This window comes from Flavobacterium sp. CF136 (assembly GCF_000282055.1).
Classification (GTDB): Bacteria; Bacteroidota; Bacteroidia; order Flavobacteriales; family Flavobacteriaceae; genus Flavobacterium.
The window spans coordinates 16,910-35,470 of record NZ_AKJZ01000051.1 but is presented as its reverse complement, the minus strand read 5'-3'; the positions used below and the strand labels follow the sequence as shown (position 1 = coordinate 35,470).

Annotated in this window: 9 protein-coding genes; all 9 read left to right on the top strand. The window is 38.7% G+C overall.

Annotated elements, in window-relative coordinates:
* Nucleotides 1-2: 2 nt before the first annotated feature.
* The 9 genes from PMI10_RS15275 (at nt 3) to PMI10_RS15235 (ending at nt 18,525) form a co-directional block, all read left to right on the top strand.
* Nucleotides 3-1,430, top strand: coding sequence for an acetylxylan esterase (locus tag PMI10_RS15275; protein WP_007809591.1), 1,428 nt, complete (start codon nt 3-5; stop codon nt 1,428-1,430).
* Between the two features lie 205 nt (nt 1,431-1,635).
* Complete coding sequence (locus PMI10_RS15270; RefSeq protein ID WP_007809589.1) at nt 1,636-4,101, top strand: glycoside hydrolase family 95 protein; 2,466 nt, start codon at nt 1,636-1,638, stop codon at nt 4,099-4,101.
* A 64-nt stretch (nt 4,102-4,165) separates the two neighbouring features.
* Entirely contained in the window at nt 4,166-5,164 is a 999-nt protein-coding gene (locus PMI10_RS15265) for a hypothetical protein (RefSeq protein ID WP_007809587.1), read from the top strand.
* Between the two features lie 201 nt (nt 5,165-5,365).
* The gene (locus PMI10_RS15260) at nt 5,366-6,934 is read left to right on the top strand and encodes an MGH1-like glycoside hydrolase domain-containing protein (protein WP_035631954.1); all 1,569 of its coding nucleotides are present in this window, start codon (nt 5,366-5,368) and stop codon (nt 6,932-6,934) included.
* 120 nt (nt 6,935-7,054) lie between these two features.
* The gene (locus PMI10_RS15255; RefSeq protein ID WP_007809583.1) at nt 7,055-9,802 is read left to right on the top strand and encodes a glycoside hydrolase family 78 protein; all 2,748 of its coding nucleotides are present in this window, start codon (nt 7,055-7,057) and stop codon (nt 9,800-9,802) included.
* A gap of 140 nt (nt 9,803-9,942) precedes the next feature.
* Nucleotides 9,943-11,088, top strand: a complete 1,146-nt coding sequence (locus PMI10_RS15250; protein ID WP_007809581.1) for a sialidase family protein — start codon at nt 9,943-9,945, stop codon at nt 11,086-11,088.
* Nucleotides 11,089-11,142: 54 nt separating this feature from the next.
* Nucleotides 11,143-12,036 (top strand): sugar phosphate isomerase/epimerase family protein, encoded by an 894-nt coding sequence (locus PMI10_RS15245; RefSeq protein WP_007809578.1) that lies wholly within the window; start codon nt 11,143-11,145, stop codon nt 12,034-12,036.
* A 45-nt stretch (nt 12,037-12,081) separates the two neighbouring features.
* Nucleotides 12,082-14,814: an alpha-d-galacturonidase gene (locus PMI10_RS15240; RefSeq protein ID WP_007809576.1), complete on the top strand. Its 2,733-nt coding sequence runs from the start codon at nt 12,082-12,084 to the stop codon at nt 14,812-14,814.
* Nucleotides 14,815-15,027: 213 nt separating this feature from the next.
* On the top strand, nt 15,028-18,525 hold the full coding sequence (locus PMI10_RS15235; protein ID WP_007809575.1) for a malectin domain-containing carbohydrate-binding protein: 3,498 nt from the start codon (nt 15,028-15,030) through the stop codon (nt 18,523-18,525).
* The last annotated feature ends 36 nt before the right edge of the window (nt 18,526-18,561 follow it).

Genomic DNA, 18,561 nt, shown 5'->3' with positions numbered 1-18,561 from the left:
AAATGACTACAATTAAAAAAATACTGTTTGCTTTTTTGGTTTCAATTTTCGGATTGACGCTTGCAAACGCGCAATGCACATCCGATACGAATTTCAGAAAACCGGTTACTGAAACAATAAAAAATATCGAAACCATTTTCAAAATCACCGTAATTGATGATAGAGGTTTGTTAAAAGGAAAAGAACTCGATTATGCAGATTGGAGAATTGAACAAGGCAATTTAGAAGTTTCTTTAGCCAATGTTTTAGTGCCTTTTGAGTTGACGTATTTCAAACAGCCGGACGGAAAATACCAAATCCGAAAATATGAAAACCACAAAGTTTCAGTCGATAAAGGAAAAGAACGCCTGGATTATTTGACAACTTTATATTCCAATGTTTCTGACTGGGAAAAACGCAAAAAAGAAATAAAAGCTTGTATGATCACGTCTTTTGGTTTGGACAAAGCACCGCCAACACCCAAATCAAAACCAATCTTAACCCCAAAACGAATTTATAAAGATTACAGCGTAGAGAATATCGCATTGGAAATTCTACCAGGAGTTTACACTACGGGTTCGATTTACAAACCGTATCCGTTAAACAAAAAATCACCAATTATCTTAACGCCCGATGGACATTTCGGTGATGGAAGATATAGAAAAGACGAGCAGTACCGTTGTGCGATTATGGCGAAAATGGGTGCAATCGTAGTAAGTTACGACCTGTTTGCCTGGGGAGAATCCCTGCTTCAGTTTCCTGAACAAACGCACCGAAACAGCATCGCTTCCACCGTTCAGGTCTTGAGCGGAATCCGATTACTGGATTATTTGGCGACTATTAAAAATGCCGATGTTTCGCGAGTTGGCGTTACGGGCGGTTCCGGCGGAGGTTCGCACACGATGTTTCTGGCCGCTTTGGATGATCGAATCACGGTTTCGGCTCCTGTGGTGATGGTTTCTTCGCATTTTTCGGGTGGTTGTCCGTGCGAAAGCGGTCGCGGAATCCACCTTTGCGGAAACGGAACCAATAATGCCGAAATCTCGGCAATGATGGCGCCAAAACCACAGTTGATTGTTTCAGACGGAAAAGATTGGACACTGGCAGTTCCCGAATTGGAATTCCCTTTTATCCAAAGAACTTATGATTTGTACGGCAAAAAAGACTTGGTAGAAAATGCCCATTTTGCTAAGGAAGGTCACGATTTTGGCATTTCAAAACGTATGGCGCTGTACCCGTTTATGGCGAAATATCTAGGTCTTGATCTAAACAAAGTGAAGAACGACAAAGGCGAAATCGACGAATCGACCTGTGTAATTGAGCCTTACGACAAATTATATGTTTTTGGCAACAAATCCGAAAACCTGCCGAAAAATGCATTAAAAGACATCGATAAATTATATGAAATGTTCGGAGAAAAAAACCTGAAAGTCTATGAGGTCAAGAAGTAATAGTTGGGCGTGACCCAATTTGAAAAAGGGGGCAACTCTCGAAACCGCTTAGTTGCCCCCTTTCCCAAATCGGGTCGGGCTATCCGCGCTACTTCGGTAGCCAGCTTCTATCCCTCACGCACTCTCGTAACTTGAAGAAATTTGTGATAATTTGTGCAATTTGTGGTTAAAAAATAATTAGGGCATTGCCTATAAAGTATAAAATATGAAGTTTAAAAATAAAATAACAGCCCTCTGTTTCGGAATTGTTTCCTTCGCCTCAACAGCGCAAAGCAAAAGCGAACTAAAATTGTGGTACAACAAACCCGCCACCATCTGGAATGAAGCTTTGCCTTTGGGTAACGGCCGTTTGGGGGCAATGGTTTTTGGCGATCCCGCTGTAGAGCGTCTGCAATTAAATGAAGAAACCATTTGGGCAGGTTCACCAAACAGTAATGCACATACCAAATCAATCGAGGCTTTGCCAAAAGTGCGAAAGCTGGTTTTCGAAGGTAAATTTGATGAAGCACAGGATTTGGCAACACGTGATATTATGTCGCAGACCAACGACGGAATGCCGTATCAGACTTTTGGGAGTGCTTATATTTCGTTTCCTGGACATCAAAAATATACCAATTATTACCGCGATTTGGATATCGAAAACGCTTCGGCAAAAGTAAAATACACGGTAAACGGAATAGAATTTACCAGAGAAATATTGACTTCGTTTTCAGATCAGGTGATTGTCGTAAAATTGTCGGCAAGCCAGCCGGGACAAATTACGGCGAATGTTTTTATGAACAGCCCGATTGACAAAACCGTTCCTTCGACAGAAGGCAACCAAATTATCCTTTCGGGAGTTGGGACGAATTTTGAAGGCGTAAAAGGAAAAGTAAAATTTCAGGGAAGAATCGAAGCCAAAAATAAAGGCGGAGAAGTTTCGGCAAGCAACGGAATCCTAATCATCAACAAAGCCGATGAAGTGACGCTTTACATTTCGATAGCAACCAATTTCAAAAATTATCAGGATATTACCGAAGACGAAGTAGCGAAAAGCAAAGTATATTTGGAGAAAGCAATTTCGAAAGATTTTGAAACTATCAAAAAAGCACACGTTGCTTATTATCAAAAGTTCTTCAACAGAGTGGCGTTGGATTTAGGTTCAAATGATGCCATCAAAAAACCAACTAACGAAAGAATTCGTGATTTCAAAAAGGAGTTCGATCCGCAATTGGCTAGTTTGTATTTTCAATTCGGACGTTATTTATTGATTTCAAGTTCACAGCCGGGCGGTCAGCCTGCTAATTTACAGGGAATTTGGAATGATATGGTCACTCCGCCTTGGGACAGTAAATACACCACAAACATCAATGCTGAGATGAATTACTGGCCTGCAGAAGTCACCAATCTTACCGAAATGCACGAGCCTTTTATCCAAATGGCAAAAGAATTGAGTGTTGCGGGAGCAGAAACAGCCAAAACAATGTACAATGCGAATGGCTGGGTCTTGCACCACAATACTGATATCTGGCGCGTAACCGCTCCGGTTGATTCGGCTGCGTCTGGAATGTGGATGACTGGCGGTGCCTGGGTTTCGCAGGATTTGTGGGAGCGCTATTTGTACACCGGCGATATCAATTATTTAAAAGAAATTTATCCTGTAATAAAAGGTGCTGCCGATTTCTTTTTGGATTTTATGATTACCGATCCAAATACAGGATATTTGGTGGTGGTACCATCAAGTTCGCCTGAAAACACACACGCTGGCGGAACCGGAAAATCGACTATTGCTTCGGGAACTACAATGGACAATCAATTGGTTTTTGATTTGTTTTCGAATGTGATTAAAGCTTCGAAACTAGTTGCTCCGGATGAAAATTATACTAAAAAATTAAGCGATGCTTTGGCCAAAATGCCTCCGATGAAAATTGGAAAACACAGTCAGTTGCAGGAATGGCAGGACGATTGGGACAACCCAAAAGACAATCACCGACACGTTTCGCATTTGTACGGCTTGTTTCCGAGTAATCAGATTTCGCCAATCAAAACACCTGAATTATTCGAAGGAGCCAAACAATCCCTGATTTACAGAACAGACGAATCGACAGGCTGGTCTATGGGCTGGAAAGTGAATTTATGGGCAAGATTATTAGACGGGAATCACGCCTATAAATTAATCCAAGACCAATTGCATTTGGTAACCGCTGACCAAAGAAAAGGTGGTGGAACCTATCCAAATATGCTGGATGCGCACCAACCGTTTCAGATTGACGGGAACTTTGGCTGTACTGCCGGAATCGCCGAAATGCTGATGCAGAGTCAGGAAGATGCGATTCATTTATTGCCTGCTTTACCAACGGTTTGGAAAGACGGAAGCATCCAAGGTTTGGTTACCCGAGGCGGATTTGTAATTGATATGACCTGGAAAAACAATAAAGTTTCGACTTTGAAAGTGTACTCAAAATTAGGAGGAAACTGCAGATTGAAATTGGAAAACACCTTAAAAGCAGACAAAGGGATTGTACTTAAAAAAGCAAAAGGTAAAAACCCGAATCCGTTGTTTTATGATGTGGAAGTAAAGAAACCAATCATTTCTAAAGAAGTAAAATTGCCGAAAGTACAATTGCCAAAGTATAATGAATATGATGTGGAGATGAAAGCAGGGCAGACGTTTAGTTTTTCTGCGAATTGATAGTTTAATTATTATACGATGATATTGAATGAACTGAATATTTAATAATTAAAAATGTGAATTAATGGATATATTAAGAGCTTGTTTTTATGCATATAATAGAAAAGTTAATCATTTTGCACAATGTGTTATTTTGATTAATAAAGATGTTTTTAATGTGTCTAAAATTTATAATATTTCAGTTACTCAAGACTATTTTATATGTTCTGAAATAAAGATTGATAAATTAATAGATCAATTATGTGAAAAAGAGACGGGTGATTTTTTAGATGCATATCATCTTGCTAAAAATCAAGGTTTTTCATTTTCAGCTTTTCCTGATAGAGGTAATTTAAATATGAGTTTAATTCAGATACCACGTTTTGGAGAAGTAGATTTTGAAAGAATTATTAATTCAATAGGAGGGAGTAAAATTTCTGAAACAGAAAAAAGAACTCCTGATTTTTACATTAATGATATACTTTTAGAATTGAAAGATTTACAAGAAGATAGCCTTGAAAATAAAGATAGACAAAAAAGTATTGCAAAACTTTTTAAAGATAGAGTTGACTATGCTATTAATATTGATCCTTTGCTTGATTTTGGAGATTTGACATTTGATTACCATCGTCTTGTAAAAAACACAATTAAAAATCAATTCAAATCTGCTAGCGATCAAATCAAACAATATAAAAAATTGAATCCTAATTTTAAAAATGCTGGAATTATTATTCTTAACACAGGATTTGAAAGTCTTCCTAATGAATTATTAAAAAAAATGGTTGCTGATATTTTGAATAATGAAACTAAAACAATTGAGTTTGCTTTTCTTTTTTCACAAAAAATGCAAACAAATGGTTGGAATCTGGATTCTGTGTTTTTGAGTGAATGGGTTGGGAATGTTCCAAATGAAATTCTAAAATTAAAAGATGAAATGGATGAACTTGTGGAGATAAAAATGATAGAAATGGTGCGTGAAAATAATAGCTCAAAAACAATAGAATCACAAAAGCCAATTTCTTTTGAAATAGATAATAAAGTGTTTTTTTGGAATCCTGGGCAGATGAAATTTCCTTGGGAATAAAAATGAGTATTAATTAATTTATTGACTCTAGGTTTCAAAAACCTGTCAGGTCTTAAAACGAATATTGTGTCCGCGTGAGTGATGGAAGTGGAGCTCTTTTTTTGAGAGGCTTTTTCAGCCGAATAAAAAAAAGCGGGAACGTACAGCACGACCCGAAGTTTTTACGGAGGGTCACGCCCAAAAAATTAAAATAATTTGAATATGTTACACCAATTAAAATACAAAATAATGGCGATTGTGATCCTGATTTCGGCTTTAAACAGCGGATGTAAATCGGGTGCGGGGCATTCTAAAAAAGGAACTTCGGTTGTTTTGAAAGCCGATAATTTCAAGTATTATGTGGATTATTTCAATACGATGGAAGACGAGAATCTGAAATTTGCGATTCCGAATGATAGTGCGTGGACTTGGATGGAAAAGAATATTCCGTTGTTTGAATGTCCACAGCAAAATTTTGAGGAGATTTATTATTATCGTTGGTGGACGGCTCGAAAACACATCAAGAAAACACCACTTGGTTTCGGAATTACTGAGTTTTTGGTGGACCGTTCGTATGCCGATAAATACAATTTGATTGCTTGTGCAGTGGGTCATCATATTAACGAATTTCGTTGGGTGCACGATCCGCAGTACATTGAGCAGGATGTCAAAATTTGGTACCGTGGCAATGAAGGAAAACCGATGAACAAATTGTATAAATTCAGCAGTTGGACGGCAGATGCGTTGTACAATCGTTATTTGGTGAATAAGGATGAAAAATTCTTATTGGATTTGTACCCGGATATGGTAACGGATTATGCGGTTTGGGAAAAAGACCGCCAGCGTAAAGATGGTTTGTTTTGGCAACACGATGTAAAGGATGGTATGGAAGAATCGTTGAGTGGCGGGCGAAAAGTACAAAATGCAAGACCAACGATTAACAGTTATATGTTTGGAAATGCTGTGGCGATTTCGAAAATGGCATCGATGAAAGGCGATAAAGAAGCGGAGACTAAATTTAAAGCCAAAGCTGATGTTTTACAACAATTGGTGGAAACCAAATTGTGGAATGAGAAAAGTGAATTCTTTGAAACATTTACCGAAAAAGATACGCTTGCTCAGGTAAGAGAGGCGATCGGTTTTATTCCGTGGTATTTTAACCTGCCACAAAAAGGCAAAGGTTTTGAAAAAGCCTGGGAACAGATTAAGGATGAAAAAGGATTTTCGGCTCCTTTTGGTTTGACAACAGCAGAGCGCAGAAGTCCTCGTTTTAGAACCCACGGAACCGGAACCTGCGAATGGGACGGCGCGATTTGGCCTTTTGCGAGTTCACAAACCTTGACGGCTTTGGCCAATGTTTTGAATAATTACGACCAAACTTTCGTTGCCAAAACCGATTATTTCAAACAAATGGATTTGTATGTGCAGTCGCAATATTACAGAGGAAAACCTTATATCGGAGAATATCTGGACGAAACAACAGGTTATTGGTTAATGGGCGACAGAGAGCGTAGCCGTTATTACAACCATTCGACTTTTAACGATTTGATGATTACAGGATTGGTGGGTTTACGCCCAAGAGCGGATGAAAAAATTGAGGTTAATCCTTTGATTCCACAAGAAAAATGGGATTGGTTTTGTCTGGATAATGTGTTGTATCACGGGAATATTATTACGATTCTTTGGGATAAAACAGGGGAGAAATATGGTAAAGGAAAAGGGTTTAGGATTTTTAAGAATGGAAAAGAGATTGGGGTTTCAGAAAAATTGGAGAAATTAGTGGCGGAATAAAAAGAATTGCACGCAGATTTGAACGGATTTAAGCAGATAAACGCAGATTTTTATCTCAATCTTATTCAAACAAAATCTGCCTAAATCTGCGAAATCTGCGTGAAATAAAAATTACAACTTATGAAAAAATCATTTCTACATACATTCATTCTCATTGCATTGCTCTGTTTTTCTTTGGCACAAGCCCAAAACAAAATCAGCGTAACCAATCTGCAATGCGAAATGCTGAACAATCCGGAAGGAATTGATGTGGTGCAACCCCGTTTGAGCTGGCAGATAAAGTCGGATGTGAATGATGTAAAACAAACGGCGTATCAAATTATGGTCGCTTCGACTTTAGAAAATTTGAATGCCAACAAAGCCGATTTATGGGATAGCGGAAAAGTAACAAGCAACGAATCTATTAATATTATTTACAACGGAAAAAAGTTGGGAGACCGACAAAATGCGTTTTGGAAAGTAACTGTTTTTACGAATAAAGGAGAAATTAAATCGGCGGAAAACGCTCATTTCGGCATTGGTATTTTAACCTATGCCGACTGGAAATCGACGCGTTGGATTGGGTATGAAAAATTATCGAAGGACGACAGTGTTTCCCAGTATTCACGATTATCAGCCCGTTATTTGCGAAAAGAAATTGATTTGAAAAAACCAATCAAAAATGCCAAGGTGTATATTATAGGAATGGGCTTGTATGAGCTGTACATCAACGGAAATAAAATTGGCGATCAGGTTTTGGCACCCGTTCCTACGGATTATACCAAAAACGTAAAATACAATGTTTTTGATGTGACTTCTCAACTGAAAGAAGGCAAAAATATGCTGGGAACGATTTTAGGAAACGGACGTTTTTTTGCGATGCGTCAGGATTACAAACCGTATAAAATCAAATCATTTGGTTTTCCAAAAATGGCTTTGCAGTTATTTGTCGAGTATACAGATGGAACCAAAGACATCATCCGAACTGACGACACCTGGAAATTAACTACTGACGGACCGATTTTGTCCAATAACGAATACGACGGCGAAGAATACGATGCCCGCAAGGAAATGAAAGGCTGGGCGACGACTAGTTTTGACGATAAAAATTGGGTAAACGCCAGATACGTTCAGGAACCGGGCGGTTTTTATGAAGCGCAGATGATGCCGAATATGAAAATAATGGGCGAAGTAAAACCGATTTCGATTAAAGCGACTGCAAAAGGAAAGTATATTTTGGATATGGGTCAAAATATGGTGGGCTGGTTGCAACTGAAAGTAAAAGGAAAAAGCGGTGACCAAATCACAATGAAATTTGCCGAGTCTTTACAGGCTGATGGTTCGCTGTACATTGCCAATTTGCGTGATGCGAAAACGACTGATATTTATACTTTGAAAGGCGAAGGTGAAGAAATCTGGGAACCCCGCTTTATATTTCACGGTTTCCGTTTTGTAGAAATTTCAGGTTTTCCGACCAAACCAACTTTGGATAATTTCATCGGAAAAGTGGTGTATGACGATATCAAAACAACGGGAACTTTCGAATCTTCGGATGCGACGATGAACCAGATTTTCAAAAATGCCTGGTGGGGAATCAGCGGAAATTACAAAGGAATGCCAATCGACTGTCCACAGCGAAACGAGCGTCAGCCTTGGTTGGGAGATCGAACTACAGGTGCTTACGGCGAAAGTTTTTTATTCGATAACCAGACTTTGTATGCCAAATGGCTGGATGATATCAAATACTCTCAAACGCAGGATGGCGGATTGCCAGATGTGGCGCCGGCATTCTGGCGTTATTACGGCGATAATGTGACCTGGCCGGGAACGTATATTACGGTGGGCGATATGCTGTACCAACAATTTGGCGATGCGGAAGTGATCAAAAAACAATATCCATCGATGAAAAAATGGATGGTGTATATGGAAGAAAATTATCTTCAAAATGATTTAATGGACAAGGACAAATACGGTGATTGGTGCGTTCCGCCGGAATCATTAGAACTGATCCGTTCCAAAGATCCAGCCCGTTTGACGGATGGACAATTGTTGTCGAGTGCGTTTTATTATCAGTTATTAAACATAATAAAAAAGTTTGCCAAAATCGCCAATGCCGATGCTGACATTGCTCATTATGATGATTTGAAAACCAGAATAAAAAAAGCATTCAACGCCAAATTTTTGAATACAGAAAAAAACTACTATGCCAATAATACGGTAACTGCAAATGTCTTGCCTTTGGCATTTGGAATGGTTCCTGAAAACTTAATTGACAAGGTTTTCCAAAATATGGTGCACGAAGTTGAGGTGACCAAAAGCGGTCATATCAGTACAGGCGTAATCGGAACGCAATTCTTGATGCGAACATTAACCAACTTCGGAAGAGGTGATTTGGCTTTCAAACTGGCATCGAATAAAACCTACCCAAGCTGGGGTTATATGGTAGAAAATGGTGCAACAACCATTTGGGAATTATGGAACGGAAATACTGCAGATCCATCAATGAATTCGCAAAATCACGTAATGCTCTTGGGCGATTTATTAATCTGGTACTACGAAAATATTGCGGGAATCAAGAGCAATCCCGAAACTCCGGGTTTCAAACAAATCATTATGAAACCGGATTTCAACGCTGGTTTGACTTTTGTAAATGCGTCGTATGAATCAATTTATGGCTTAATCAAAAGTGATTGGAAGAAAGGCAAAAATACTTTGCAGTGGGAAATTACCATTCCGGCCAATTCATCGGCAGTAGTGTATTTGCCAACAAACAATGCTTCATCGATAATGGTGAACAATCAGAAATTGGATAAATCTTCTTATAAAACCGAAAATAACAACATTGTACTGACTTTGCCATCGGGTTCTTATGTTGTAAATGTAAAATAAAAAAACATTTTCCTTAATACAGGACGGTACAGGTTGCAAAATAATTTATTTAGTGTTATTTTTACACTTAATGTTTTTTTGTATTCGCATGTCAATGTAATCCATTGAAAATAAATAATATAATTCTTTAAAAATAAATAATGAAACTGAAACACATAACGATTGCCTTTTTTGGACTCTTACTTTTGGGAAGTTGTAAATCTGCTTTGGAGAAAAAAACTTGGAAAGAAGGAATTTTAGTAGATGAATTTATATATGACAAAGCACCTTATCCTTCTTGTCATGCCGTAACCATTGTTGAAGCAACCAATGGGGATTTAGTGTCGGCTTGGTTTGGTGGAACTGCTGAAAGAAATCCTGATGTTTGTATTTATGTAAGTGTTAAACCAAAAGGGAGTGATAAATGGGGCGAAGGTGTTCAGGTTGCTGACGGAATTATGAAAGACGGACCAAGATTGCCAACTTGGAATCCAGTTTTGTACCAAATTCCGGGTGGCGATTTGATGCTGTTTTATAAAATTGGACCAAAACCATCAGAATGGTGGGGTGTAACCCGAACTTCTTCGGATGGAGGAAAAACTTGGTCAGAAGCTAAAAAAATGCCAGAAGGATTTTTAGGACCAATCAAGAACAAACCAGTTTTATTAAGTAATGGTACATTGTTGTGTCCGTCAAGTATCGAAGGCGATGGCTGGAGACTACGTATGGAATCTACTCCCGATTTTGGAAAAACTTGGGTTATGGGAGATACTTTGCCAAGAGGAAAACAAAAAATAAATGCCATTCAGCCAAGTATTTTGTTTCATAAAGACGGAACTATACAGGCGATTGGAAGAACTAGAAACAGGGCTATTTTCAGCACATCTTCTAAAGACAACGGAAAAACTTGGTCGAATGTAGAATTGATTGGTTTGCCAAATAATAATTCGGGAACTGATGCGGTAACATTGAAAAACGGAAAACACTTATTGGTTTATAACCACGTTTTGCCTCCAGGAAAAGAAGCGAAAGGACCAAGAACACCTTTAAATCTTTCGATTTCTGATGACGGAATCAATTGGAAAGCTGTATTGATTTTGGAAGATTCGAAAATAAGTCAATATTCCTATCCATCAATTATTCAGAGTTCAGACGGAATGGTGCATATTGTTTATACATGGAGAAGAGAAAAACTGAAATACGTAAAAATCGATCCAAGTAAATTGGTTGCTATTCCAATCAAAAACGGAATCTGGCCTGGCGATGAAGGTAAAGAAGTAAAAGCAGTTAAAGCGGAGGAGGAATAAAAATTAATTATGAATTACGAATTGGAAATCACGAATTCATAGCAAAAACATAATATGAAAAATAGTAGTTTCATTAAAACTATCGCTATAACAATGACAATTGTTTTGGCAGGAACATTTAATAGTGAAGTTTCTGCTCAATCATCAAAAAAGCAAAAGTATAAAGTAGCTGTTTGCGATTGGATGATTTTAAAAAGACAAAAACTTGGTGCCTTTGGTTTGGCAAGCGAAATAAAAGCAGACGGAATCGAACTCGACATGGGCGGATTGGGAAAAAGACCAACTTTCGACAGTAAACTGGGCGACCCGATTGAAAGACAAAAGTTTTTGGATAAATCCAAAGAATTGAATGTCGGAATCAGTTCCATTGCAATGTCTGGTTTTTATGCCCAGTCTTTCGCCAAAAGGGATTCAATCACATTGATGATTAACGATTGTGTGTCAACAATGAAAAATATGAACGTAAAAGTGGCTTATCTTCCATTGGGAACAGAAAGTGATTTGACTAAAAATCCGGAACTACGCCCGATCATTATTGAAAGATTAAAATGGGCAGGAAAACAAGTAGGTAAAATTGGAGGCGTAATAGCAATTGAAACTTCATTAAATGCTACCGAAGAGAAAAAACTGTTGGAAGAAGTTGGCTGTAAACATATCAAAAGCTCTTTCAATTTTGCCAATGCCGTAGATAACGGAAGAGACATCGCTACCGAATTGAAGATTTTAGGAAAAAAACATTTGGCTCAGATTCACGCTTCAACAACAGATAGTGTTTGGCTGGAAAATGACAAAAATGTTGATATGCCAAAAATCAAAAAAACGCTGGACGAAATGAAATGGAGTGGCTGGTTGATCGTAGAGCGTTCTCGCGACGTAACACAAGTTCATAACGTAAAAGCCAATTACGGTGCCAACGTAGCTTACTTGAAGAAAATTTTTCAGAATTAGTACGTCTTGATACTTAATTCTCGATACTTAATACTTTAGAATACAATGAAATATTTAAGCATACTTTTTTTAGGACTATATGCCACTTTCGCATCGGCACAAAACATCACCATTGTTCGTGATGCTAATGCCCCAAGAGCAAAATATGGAGCCGAAAAATTATCAGAAACCGCAACCGCAAAAGGATTCAAGGTAGTTTTTGCAGACAAGGCACCAAAAAAATCAAAAGACAAAGTAATCGTAATTGGCGAAAAAGGAACCGATTTTTGGAATCAAAATGCCAAAACTGCCAAAATCGATGACAGTCAATTAACAAAGAAAGAAGGCTTCCAAATCCGCACACAAAAAAACTTCATTTATATTGAAGGAACCGATGCAACTGGAGCCTTGTACGGCGCAATGGAATTCGTTGACCGAATCAAATCTGCTGGCGAAATTCCATCAGAAGTCAATATCGAAAACAGTCCTGAAATGGTTTTGAGAGGAGCCTGTATCGGAATGCAAAAACCGGTGTATCTTCCAGGAAGGGACGTTTACGAATATCCATATACACCTGAAACTTTTCCTTGGTTTTACGATAAAAAACTATGGACAAAGTATCTGGACATGATGGTCGATAACCGCATGAACTCTTTGTATCTGTGGAATGGACACCCTTTTGCTTCTTTGGTAAAACTAAAAGATTACCCTTTTGCCGTTGAAGTAAGTGACGAAGATTTCAAGAAGAATGAGGAAATCTACAAATATCTTACTGTAGAAGCCAATAAAAGAGGAATCTGGGTTATTCAAATGTTCTATAACATCATTGTTTCCAAACCATTTGCGGAGCATTATAACATTAAAACACAGGATCGTTCAAGACCAATTACACCTTTACTTTCCGATTATACCAGAAAGTCAATCGCAGCTTTTATCGAAAAATATCCAAACGTTGGACTATTGGTTTGTTTGGGAGAAGCTATCAATACCGTAGATGACGACGTAGAATGGTTTACCAAAACCATTATTCCGGGTGTTCAGGACGGTCTGAAAGCCTTGGGAAGAACAGATGAGCCACCAATTATTCTGCGTTCTCATGACACCGATGGCCCTTTGGTAATGGAAAAATCACTTCCGTTATACAAAAATCTGTACACAGAAAGCAAATACACCGGAGAATCGTTGACAACTTACACACCAGGTGGACCTTGGGGCGAAACGCACAAACAGTTAAGTGCTTTAAAATCAATCCATATTGAAAACGTTCATATTCTGGCAAACCTGGAACCATTCCGTTACGGATCACCTGATTTTATCCAGAAAACAATAAAAGCCATGCACAGTGTTCACGGCGCCAACGCCTTGCATTTATATCCGCAAGCTTCTTATTGGGATTGGCCGTATTCCGCTGATAAAACTAAAACGGGCGAACGATTGCTCGAAATGGATCGCGACTGGATCTGGTACAAAGCCTGGGCGAGATATGCGTGGGACAGCAAAAGAGATAGAAACGAAGAAATCAAATATTGGGATAAAGACTTGGGAACTAAATACGGAACCGATTTAGAAGGAGCCAATAATATTTTAAAAGCCTACGAAGAAACAGGCGAAATTGCCCCAAAAACCTTAAGACGTTTTGGAATTACTGAAGGAAATCGTCAGACCTTATTATTAGGAATGTTCGAAAGCCAGTTGGTCAATCCATCCAAATGGAGAGTTTATCCTGGATTCCACGAATCGTGTGGGCCAGCGGGTGAATTGCTTTTGGAATATGCCAAGAAAGAGTGGAACAAAGAACCACATTCTGGTGAATTGCCAACGCAGATTATTGCCGAAATTACGGAACACGGAAGATTAGCCGTTGAAGCCATCGACAAAGCCGAAGCCAGCGTAACCAAGGACAAAGAAGAATTTCTGCGTCTTAAAAACGATGTACATTGTTATAAAGCTTTCGCTGATTTCTTTTCAGAAAAAGTAAAAGCGGCCTTGTTGGTTTTAAGATACAGTTATTCCAACGATATTACCGATTTGGACAAAGCCCTGCCTCATTTAGAGAAAAGCATCGAATATTACGAATTATTGGTGAATTTGACCAAAGACCATTATTTGTATGCGAACAGTATGCAGACAGCACAACGCCGAATTCCGATTGGCGGAGATGATGGAAACAACAAAACCTGGACAGAATTATTACCTCATTACGAACGTGAATTGGCTAACTTCAAACGAAATCTGGATTTGTTGAAATCATCAAAAGATGGTAAAATCGTAACCAAGGAAGGCAAGCCTTGGAAAACCGTCGAGGTAACTTTATTAAGCGAAAGCAAAGGAACTTACGAAGTCAAAAACGGAACAAAAGTATACGGAACACCAATTTCAGAGTTGACAAAAATAGCTCCCGAACTGCAAAACCTAAAAGGAATTGCTTTTGAGGAAACATCGCAAAATGAAAAAGGAACACACCTCAAATTCAAAAACACCAAAGCTGTAAAACTGGTGGTAGGTTATTTCAATTCTGATCAAAAGAGATTTTTGTTTCCGCCAAGTTTAGAAACAGATGCGTCCGGAAATGCTCACGGTCAAGCCGAAGTGATTTTGGCAAGCGCAATGAATTTAAAAGAATTACCAAGAATAAACATTCACACTTACACTTTCCAGCCGGGCGAAAATAAACTCGATTTAGGTAAAGGAAGAGTGCTGATTTTAGGTTTCATCGACGCTGATCAAACCATCACTACACGTGATGTAGGTTACATCGATGCAGGCGAAAAAGGTGCGGTAGACTGGTTGTTTTATTAAGATAATCTACTGCGTCAGTTCGCAAAAGCTCGTGTGGGCGTGACCCTCCGTAAAAACTACGGGTCGGGCTATCCGCTATATCTTTTGGGGCGAACCCCGCCCCAAAAGGATGTCGCTGCTATCCCTCACGCGAACCCAGATTAAGTTAGATAATCCGGTTTCAAAATAATACAATTTAAATAACCTTATATCACTTATATGGTTTAAAATGATATGAAGAAAATAGTTTTTTTTATTTTATGTTTTTTTTCAAGTTTTTGCTTTGTTTGGAGTCAAGGCAACAAAGAATCAGCGAAGTTTCGTAAAGAAGTTTCGCTGAATTCATCTTGGGAAACTATTGTTTTGAATCAGCTTCCGGAGAAGGAAGAAACCTTTGTGCAAAATCCAAAAGGCGATTCAAAATGGCAAAAAGTAAACGTACCCCACAATTGGGATCAATATTATGGTTTTCTCAGAACCAAACACGGAAATTTACACGGAACCGCTTGGTATCGTAAAACGATGCAGTTAGACAAAAAAGACAGTTCCAAAAGGCATTTCCTCTTTTTTGAAGGTGTAAGTTCTTATGCTACTGTTTGGGTAAATGGCAAAAAAGTAGGAGAACACAAAGGGGGAAGAACCACTTTTACAGTTGATATCACCAACGCCGTTTCTTTCGAAAAAGCAAATGATATAATTGTCAAAGCATCGCATCCGTCGTTCATTGCCGATTTGCCTTGGGTCTGTGGCGGTTGTTCCGGCGAGTGGGGATTCTCCGAAGGCTCTCAGCCAATGGGTATTTTCAGACCCGTAACTTTGGTAGTTACCGATGAAGTTCGTATCGAACCTTTCGGCGTTCACATTTGGAATGACAAAGCTACTTCCAAAGAAAAAGCAATTCTGAATATCACTACTGAAATCAAAAACTACGGAACTTCAAACCGAAGCATAACTATCGAAAATTCGCTTTTTGATGAAAATGGAAAGAAAGTGGTTAGCGTAAAAAGTGATGTCAAAAACAATTCAGGAGAAACAAAACAAATAGCACAAACACTTCCAGAAATTGCAAACCCAAAATTATGGTCGCCAGCCAATCCGTATTTGTATCAATTGGTTACCACAATTTGGGAAAACGGAAAAAAAATAGACGAATTAAAAACCCCTTACGGAATCCGTTGGGTAAGCTGGCCTGTAAGTCGTGACGGAAAGGACAATCGTTTTTATATCAATGACGAACCTTTATTCATTAACGGAACCTGCGAATACGAACACCTAATTGGTAATAGCCATTCTTTTTCGAATGAACAGATTCACTCGAGAATCGAACAAATCAAAGCGGGAGGATTCAATGCTTTTCGCGAAGCACATCAGCCTCATAATTTAGAATACCAAAAAGAACTGGACCAAAACGGAATCCTGTTCTGGAGTCAGTTTTCGGCACATATTTGGTACGACACACCCGAATTCAAAGAGAATTTCAAAACCTTATTACGCGAGTGGATCAAAGAACGCCGAAATAATGCATCGGTGGTAATGTGGGGATTGCAGAACGAAAGCACGATTCCAAAAGAGTTTGCTGAAGAATGTACCCAAATCATTCGCGAAATGGATCCGATGTCCGCATCGCAACGCATCGTTACCACCTGTAATGGAGGCGAAGGAACCGATTGGAATGTGGTACAAAACTGGTCGGGAACCTACGGTGGCGATCCGTTCAATTACGATGTCGAAATGAGCAAGCAATTGCTTAACGGAGAATACGGTGCTTGGCGTTCACACGATTTACACACTGAAGGCGAATTCGATCAAAAAGGAACTTTGAGCGAAAACCGTTTCTCGCAATTAATGGAAATAAAAGTCCGCGAAGCCGAGTCTGTAAAAGATAAAATCGCAGGACAGTTCAACTGGCTTTTTGCTTCGCATGAAAATCCGGGACGTTCGCAAAACGGCGAAGGATTCAGGGATATCGACAAGGTTGGGCCAGTGAATTATAAAGGACTTTTCAGTATTTGGGGCGAACCTTTGGATGCTTATTATATGTACCGCGCCAATTACGTTTCGAACAAAACCAATCCGATGGTGTATATCGTTTCGCACACTTGGCCGAACCGTTGGGAAAGACCTGGAATCAAAAACGGAATCGATGTGTATTCCAATTGTGATGAAGTCGAATTGTTCAATGATGTCAATAAATCTTCGCTAGGAAAATTAAAAAATCCGGGATTGGGACAGCATTTTCAGTGGAATAATGTAAATATTCAATACAACGTTTTGTATGCCGTTGGTTATGTAAATGGAAAAGCAGTTGCCAAAGATTATATCGTTTTAAACAGTTTGTCAAAAGCGCCACATTTCAACGCATTAGAAACTAAAAAAGAAACGATTTTGGAGCCTCAAAAGGGATACAATTACATTTACAGAGTGAATAGTGGCGGTAGTGAAATTACCGATTCACTTGGAAACACTTGGCAAGCGGATGTTCATAAAAGCGGAGAAAACACTTGGGGTTCTTTATCTTGGACAGATAATTTCAAACAATTGCCTGATTTTTATGCAAGCCAAAGAAGTACTTCCGACCCAATTGCAGGAACTAAAGATTGGAGTTTATTCCAAAGTTTCAGATATGGAATTGACAAATTGCGTTACGAATTCCCTGCTCCTGACGGAGAGTATCTGGTAGAATTGTATTTTATAGAACCTTGGTATGGAACCGGTGGCGGACTCGATTGCAAAGGCTGGCGTCTGTTTGACGTAGCCATCAATGATAATGTGGTGCTGAAAGATTTGGACATTTGGAGCGAAGTCGGACACGATGTTGCTTTAAAGAAAACTTTCGTCGTGAAGAGCAAAAACGGAAAAATCGTAATCTCTTTCCCAAATGTAAAAGCAAGTCAGGCGATCATTTCGGCAATTGCCATAGCCACCAAAGATAAAACTGTAAAAGGAGCTTCGGCTTCGCCACGAAATATTCAGAACATTGCGGGTAGTTCAGAAACTAAAATCGGTTCGTGGCTGGATATCAATTCCAAACAATATTCAGATTCAGAAGTTGTTTTTACGCAATTGCCTGGTGAAGTTTATGGTGCCGATTATTTACGGATTTCATCAAATTCAAAAAGCTCAGGTTTGTTTGTAACCAAAGAAGATTCGGAAATTTATCTTTTTACCCAATCAAAAGATTCTATTTCGGGTTATAAAAGAATGACTGAAATCGCTAAAAATTCAGATAAAATCGAATTTTCAGTTTTCCATAAAAAAGTCAAAAAAGGAGAAAAAGTTAGTTTTGAAAATAGCACCATCGCAGTTGTTCCAACCTACGATATGGGCGAAAAAGACGACTTCCGACCAGTTGTACTTTTGGAAGCAGAAACTGCGAAAACCACCGGAACCGGAATCGAAAAAGGCAATTTCAAAAAAGCAGATTATATTGAGTTTATACAAAAATCAAAAAACACCATTCAGTTTGAAGTAAAACCGGGAGTTGCGGGAATTTACCTGATGCGCTTCCGATTTATGAATAGAAACGAAACGCCATTGAAAGTCAAATTCAAAATGGAAGACGCCTACGGAATCATGATGCGAAATGACTCGATCGAGTTTCCGTCTGCCACAGAAAAATGGAAAATACTGAATACAACTTCTGGAGGTTACATCAATGCCGGAACGTATAAAATCATAATAGAATCAGAGGATATGAAAGGTTTGCTTTTGGATTCTTTTGAGTTTCAGTAGAGAGAAAATAGAGGAAAGAGTAAAGAAGAAAGATTT

Coding starts and splice junctions, on each gene's coding strand:
- PMI10_RS15265 (WP_007809587.1), top strand. CDS start 4,166: ATGGATATATTAAGAGCTTGTTTTTATGCATATAATAGAAAAGTTAAT.
- PMI10_RS15245 (WP_007809578.1), top strand. CDS start 11,143: ATGAAAAATAGTAGTTTCATTAAAACTATCGCTATAACAATGACAATT.
- PMI10_RS15235 (WP_007809575.1), top strand. CDS start 15,028: ATGAAGAAAATAGTTTTTTTTATTTTATGTTTTTTTTCAAGTTTTTGC.
- PMI10_RS15255 (WP_007809583.1), top strand. CDS start 7,055: ATGAAAAAATCATTTCTACATACATTCATTCTCATTGCATTGCTCTGT.
- PMI10_RS15240 (WP_007809576.1), top strand. CDS start 12,082: ATGAAATATTTAAGCATACTTTTTTTAGGACTATATGCCACTTTCGCA.
- PMI10_RS15250 (WP_007809581.1), top strand. CDS start 9,943: ATGAAACTGAAACACATAACGATTGCCTTTTTTGGACTCTTACTTTTG.
- PMI10_RS15275 (WP_007809591.1), top strand. CDS start 3: ATGACTACAATTAAAAAAATACTGTTTGCTTTTTTGGTTTCAATTTTC.
- PMI10_RS15260 (WP_035631954.1), top strand. CDS start 5,366: ATGTTACACCAATTAAAATACAAAATAATGGCGATTGTGATCCTGATT.
- PMI10_RS15270 (WP_007809589.1), top strand. CDS start 1,636: ATGAAGTTTAAAAATAAAATAACAGCCCTCTGTTTCGGAATTGTTTCC.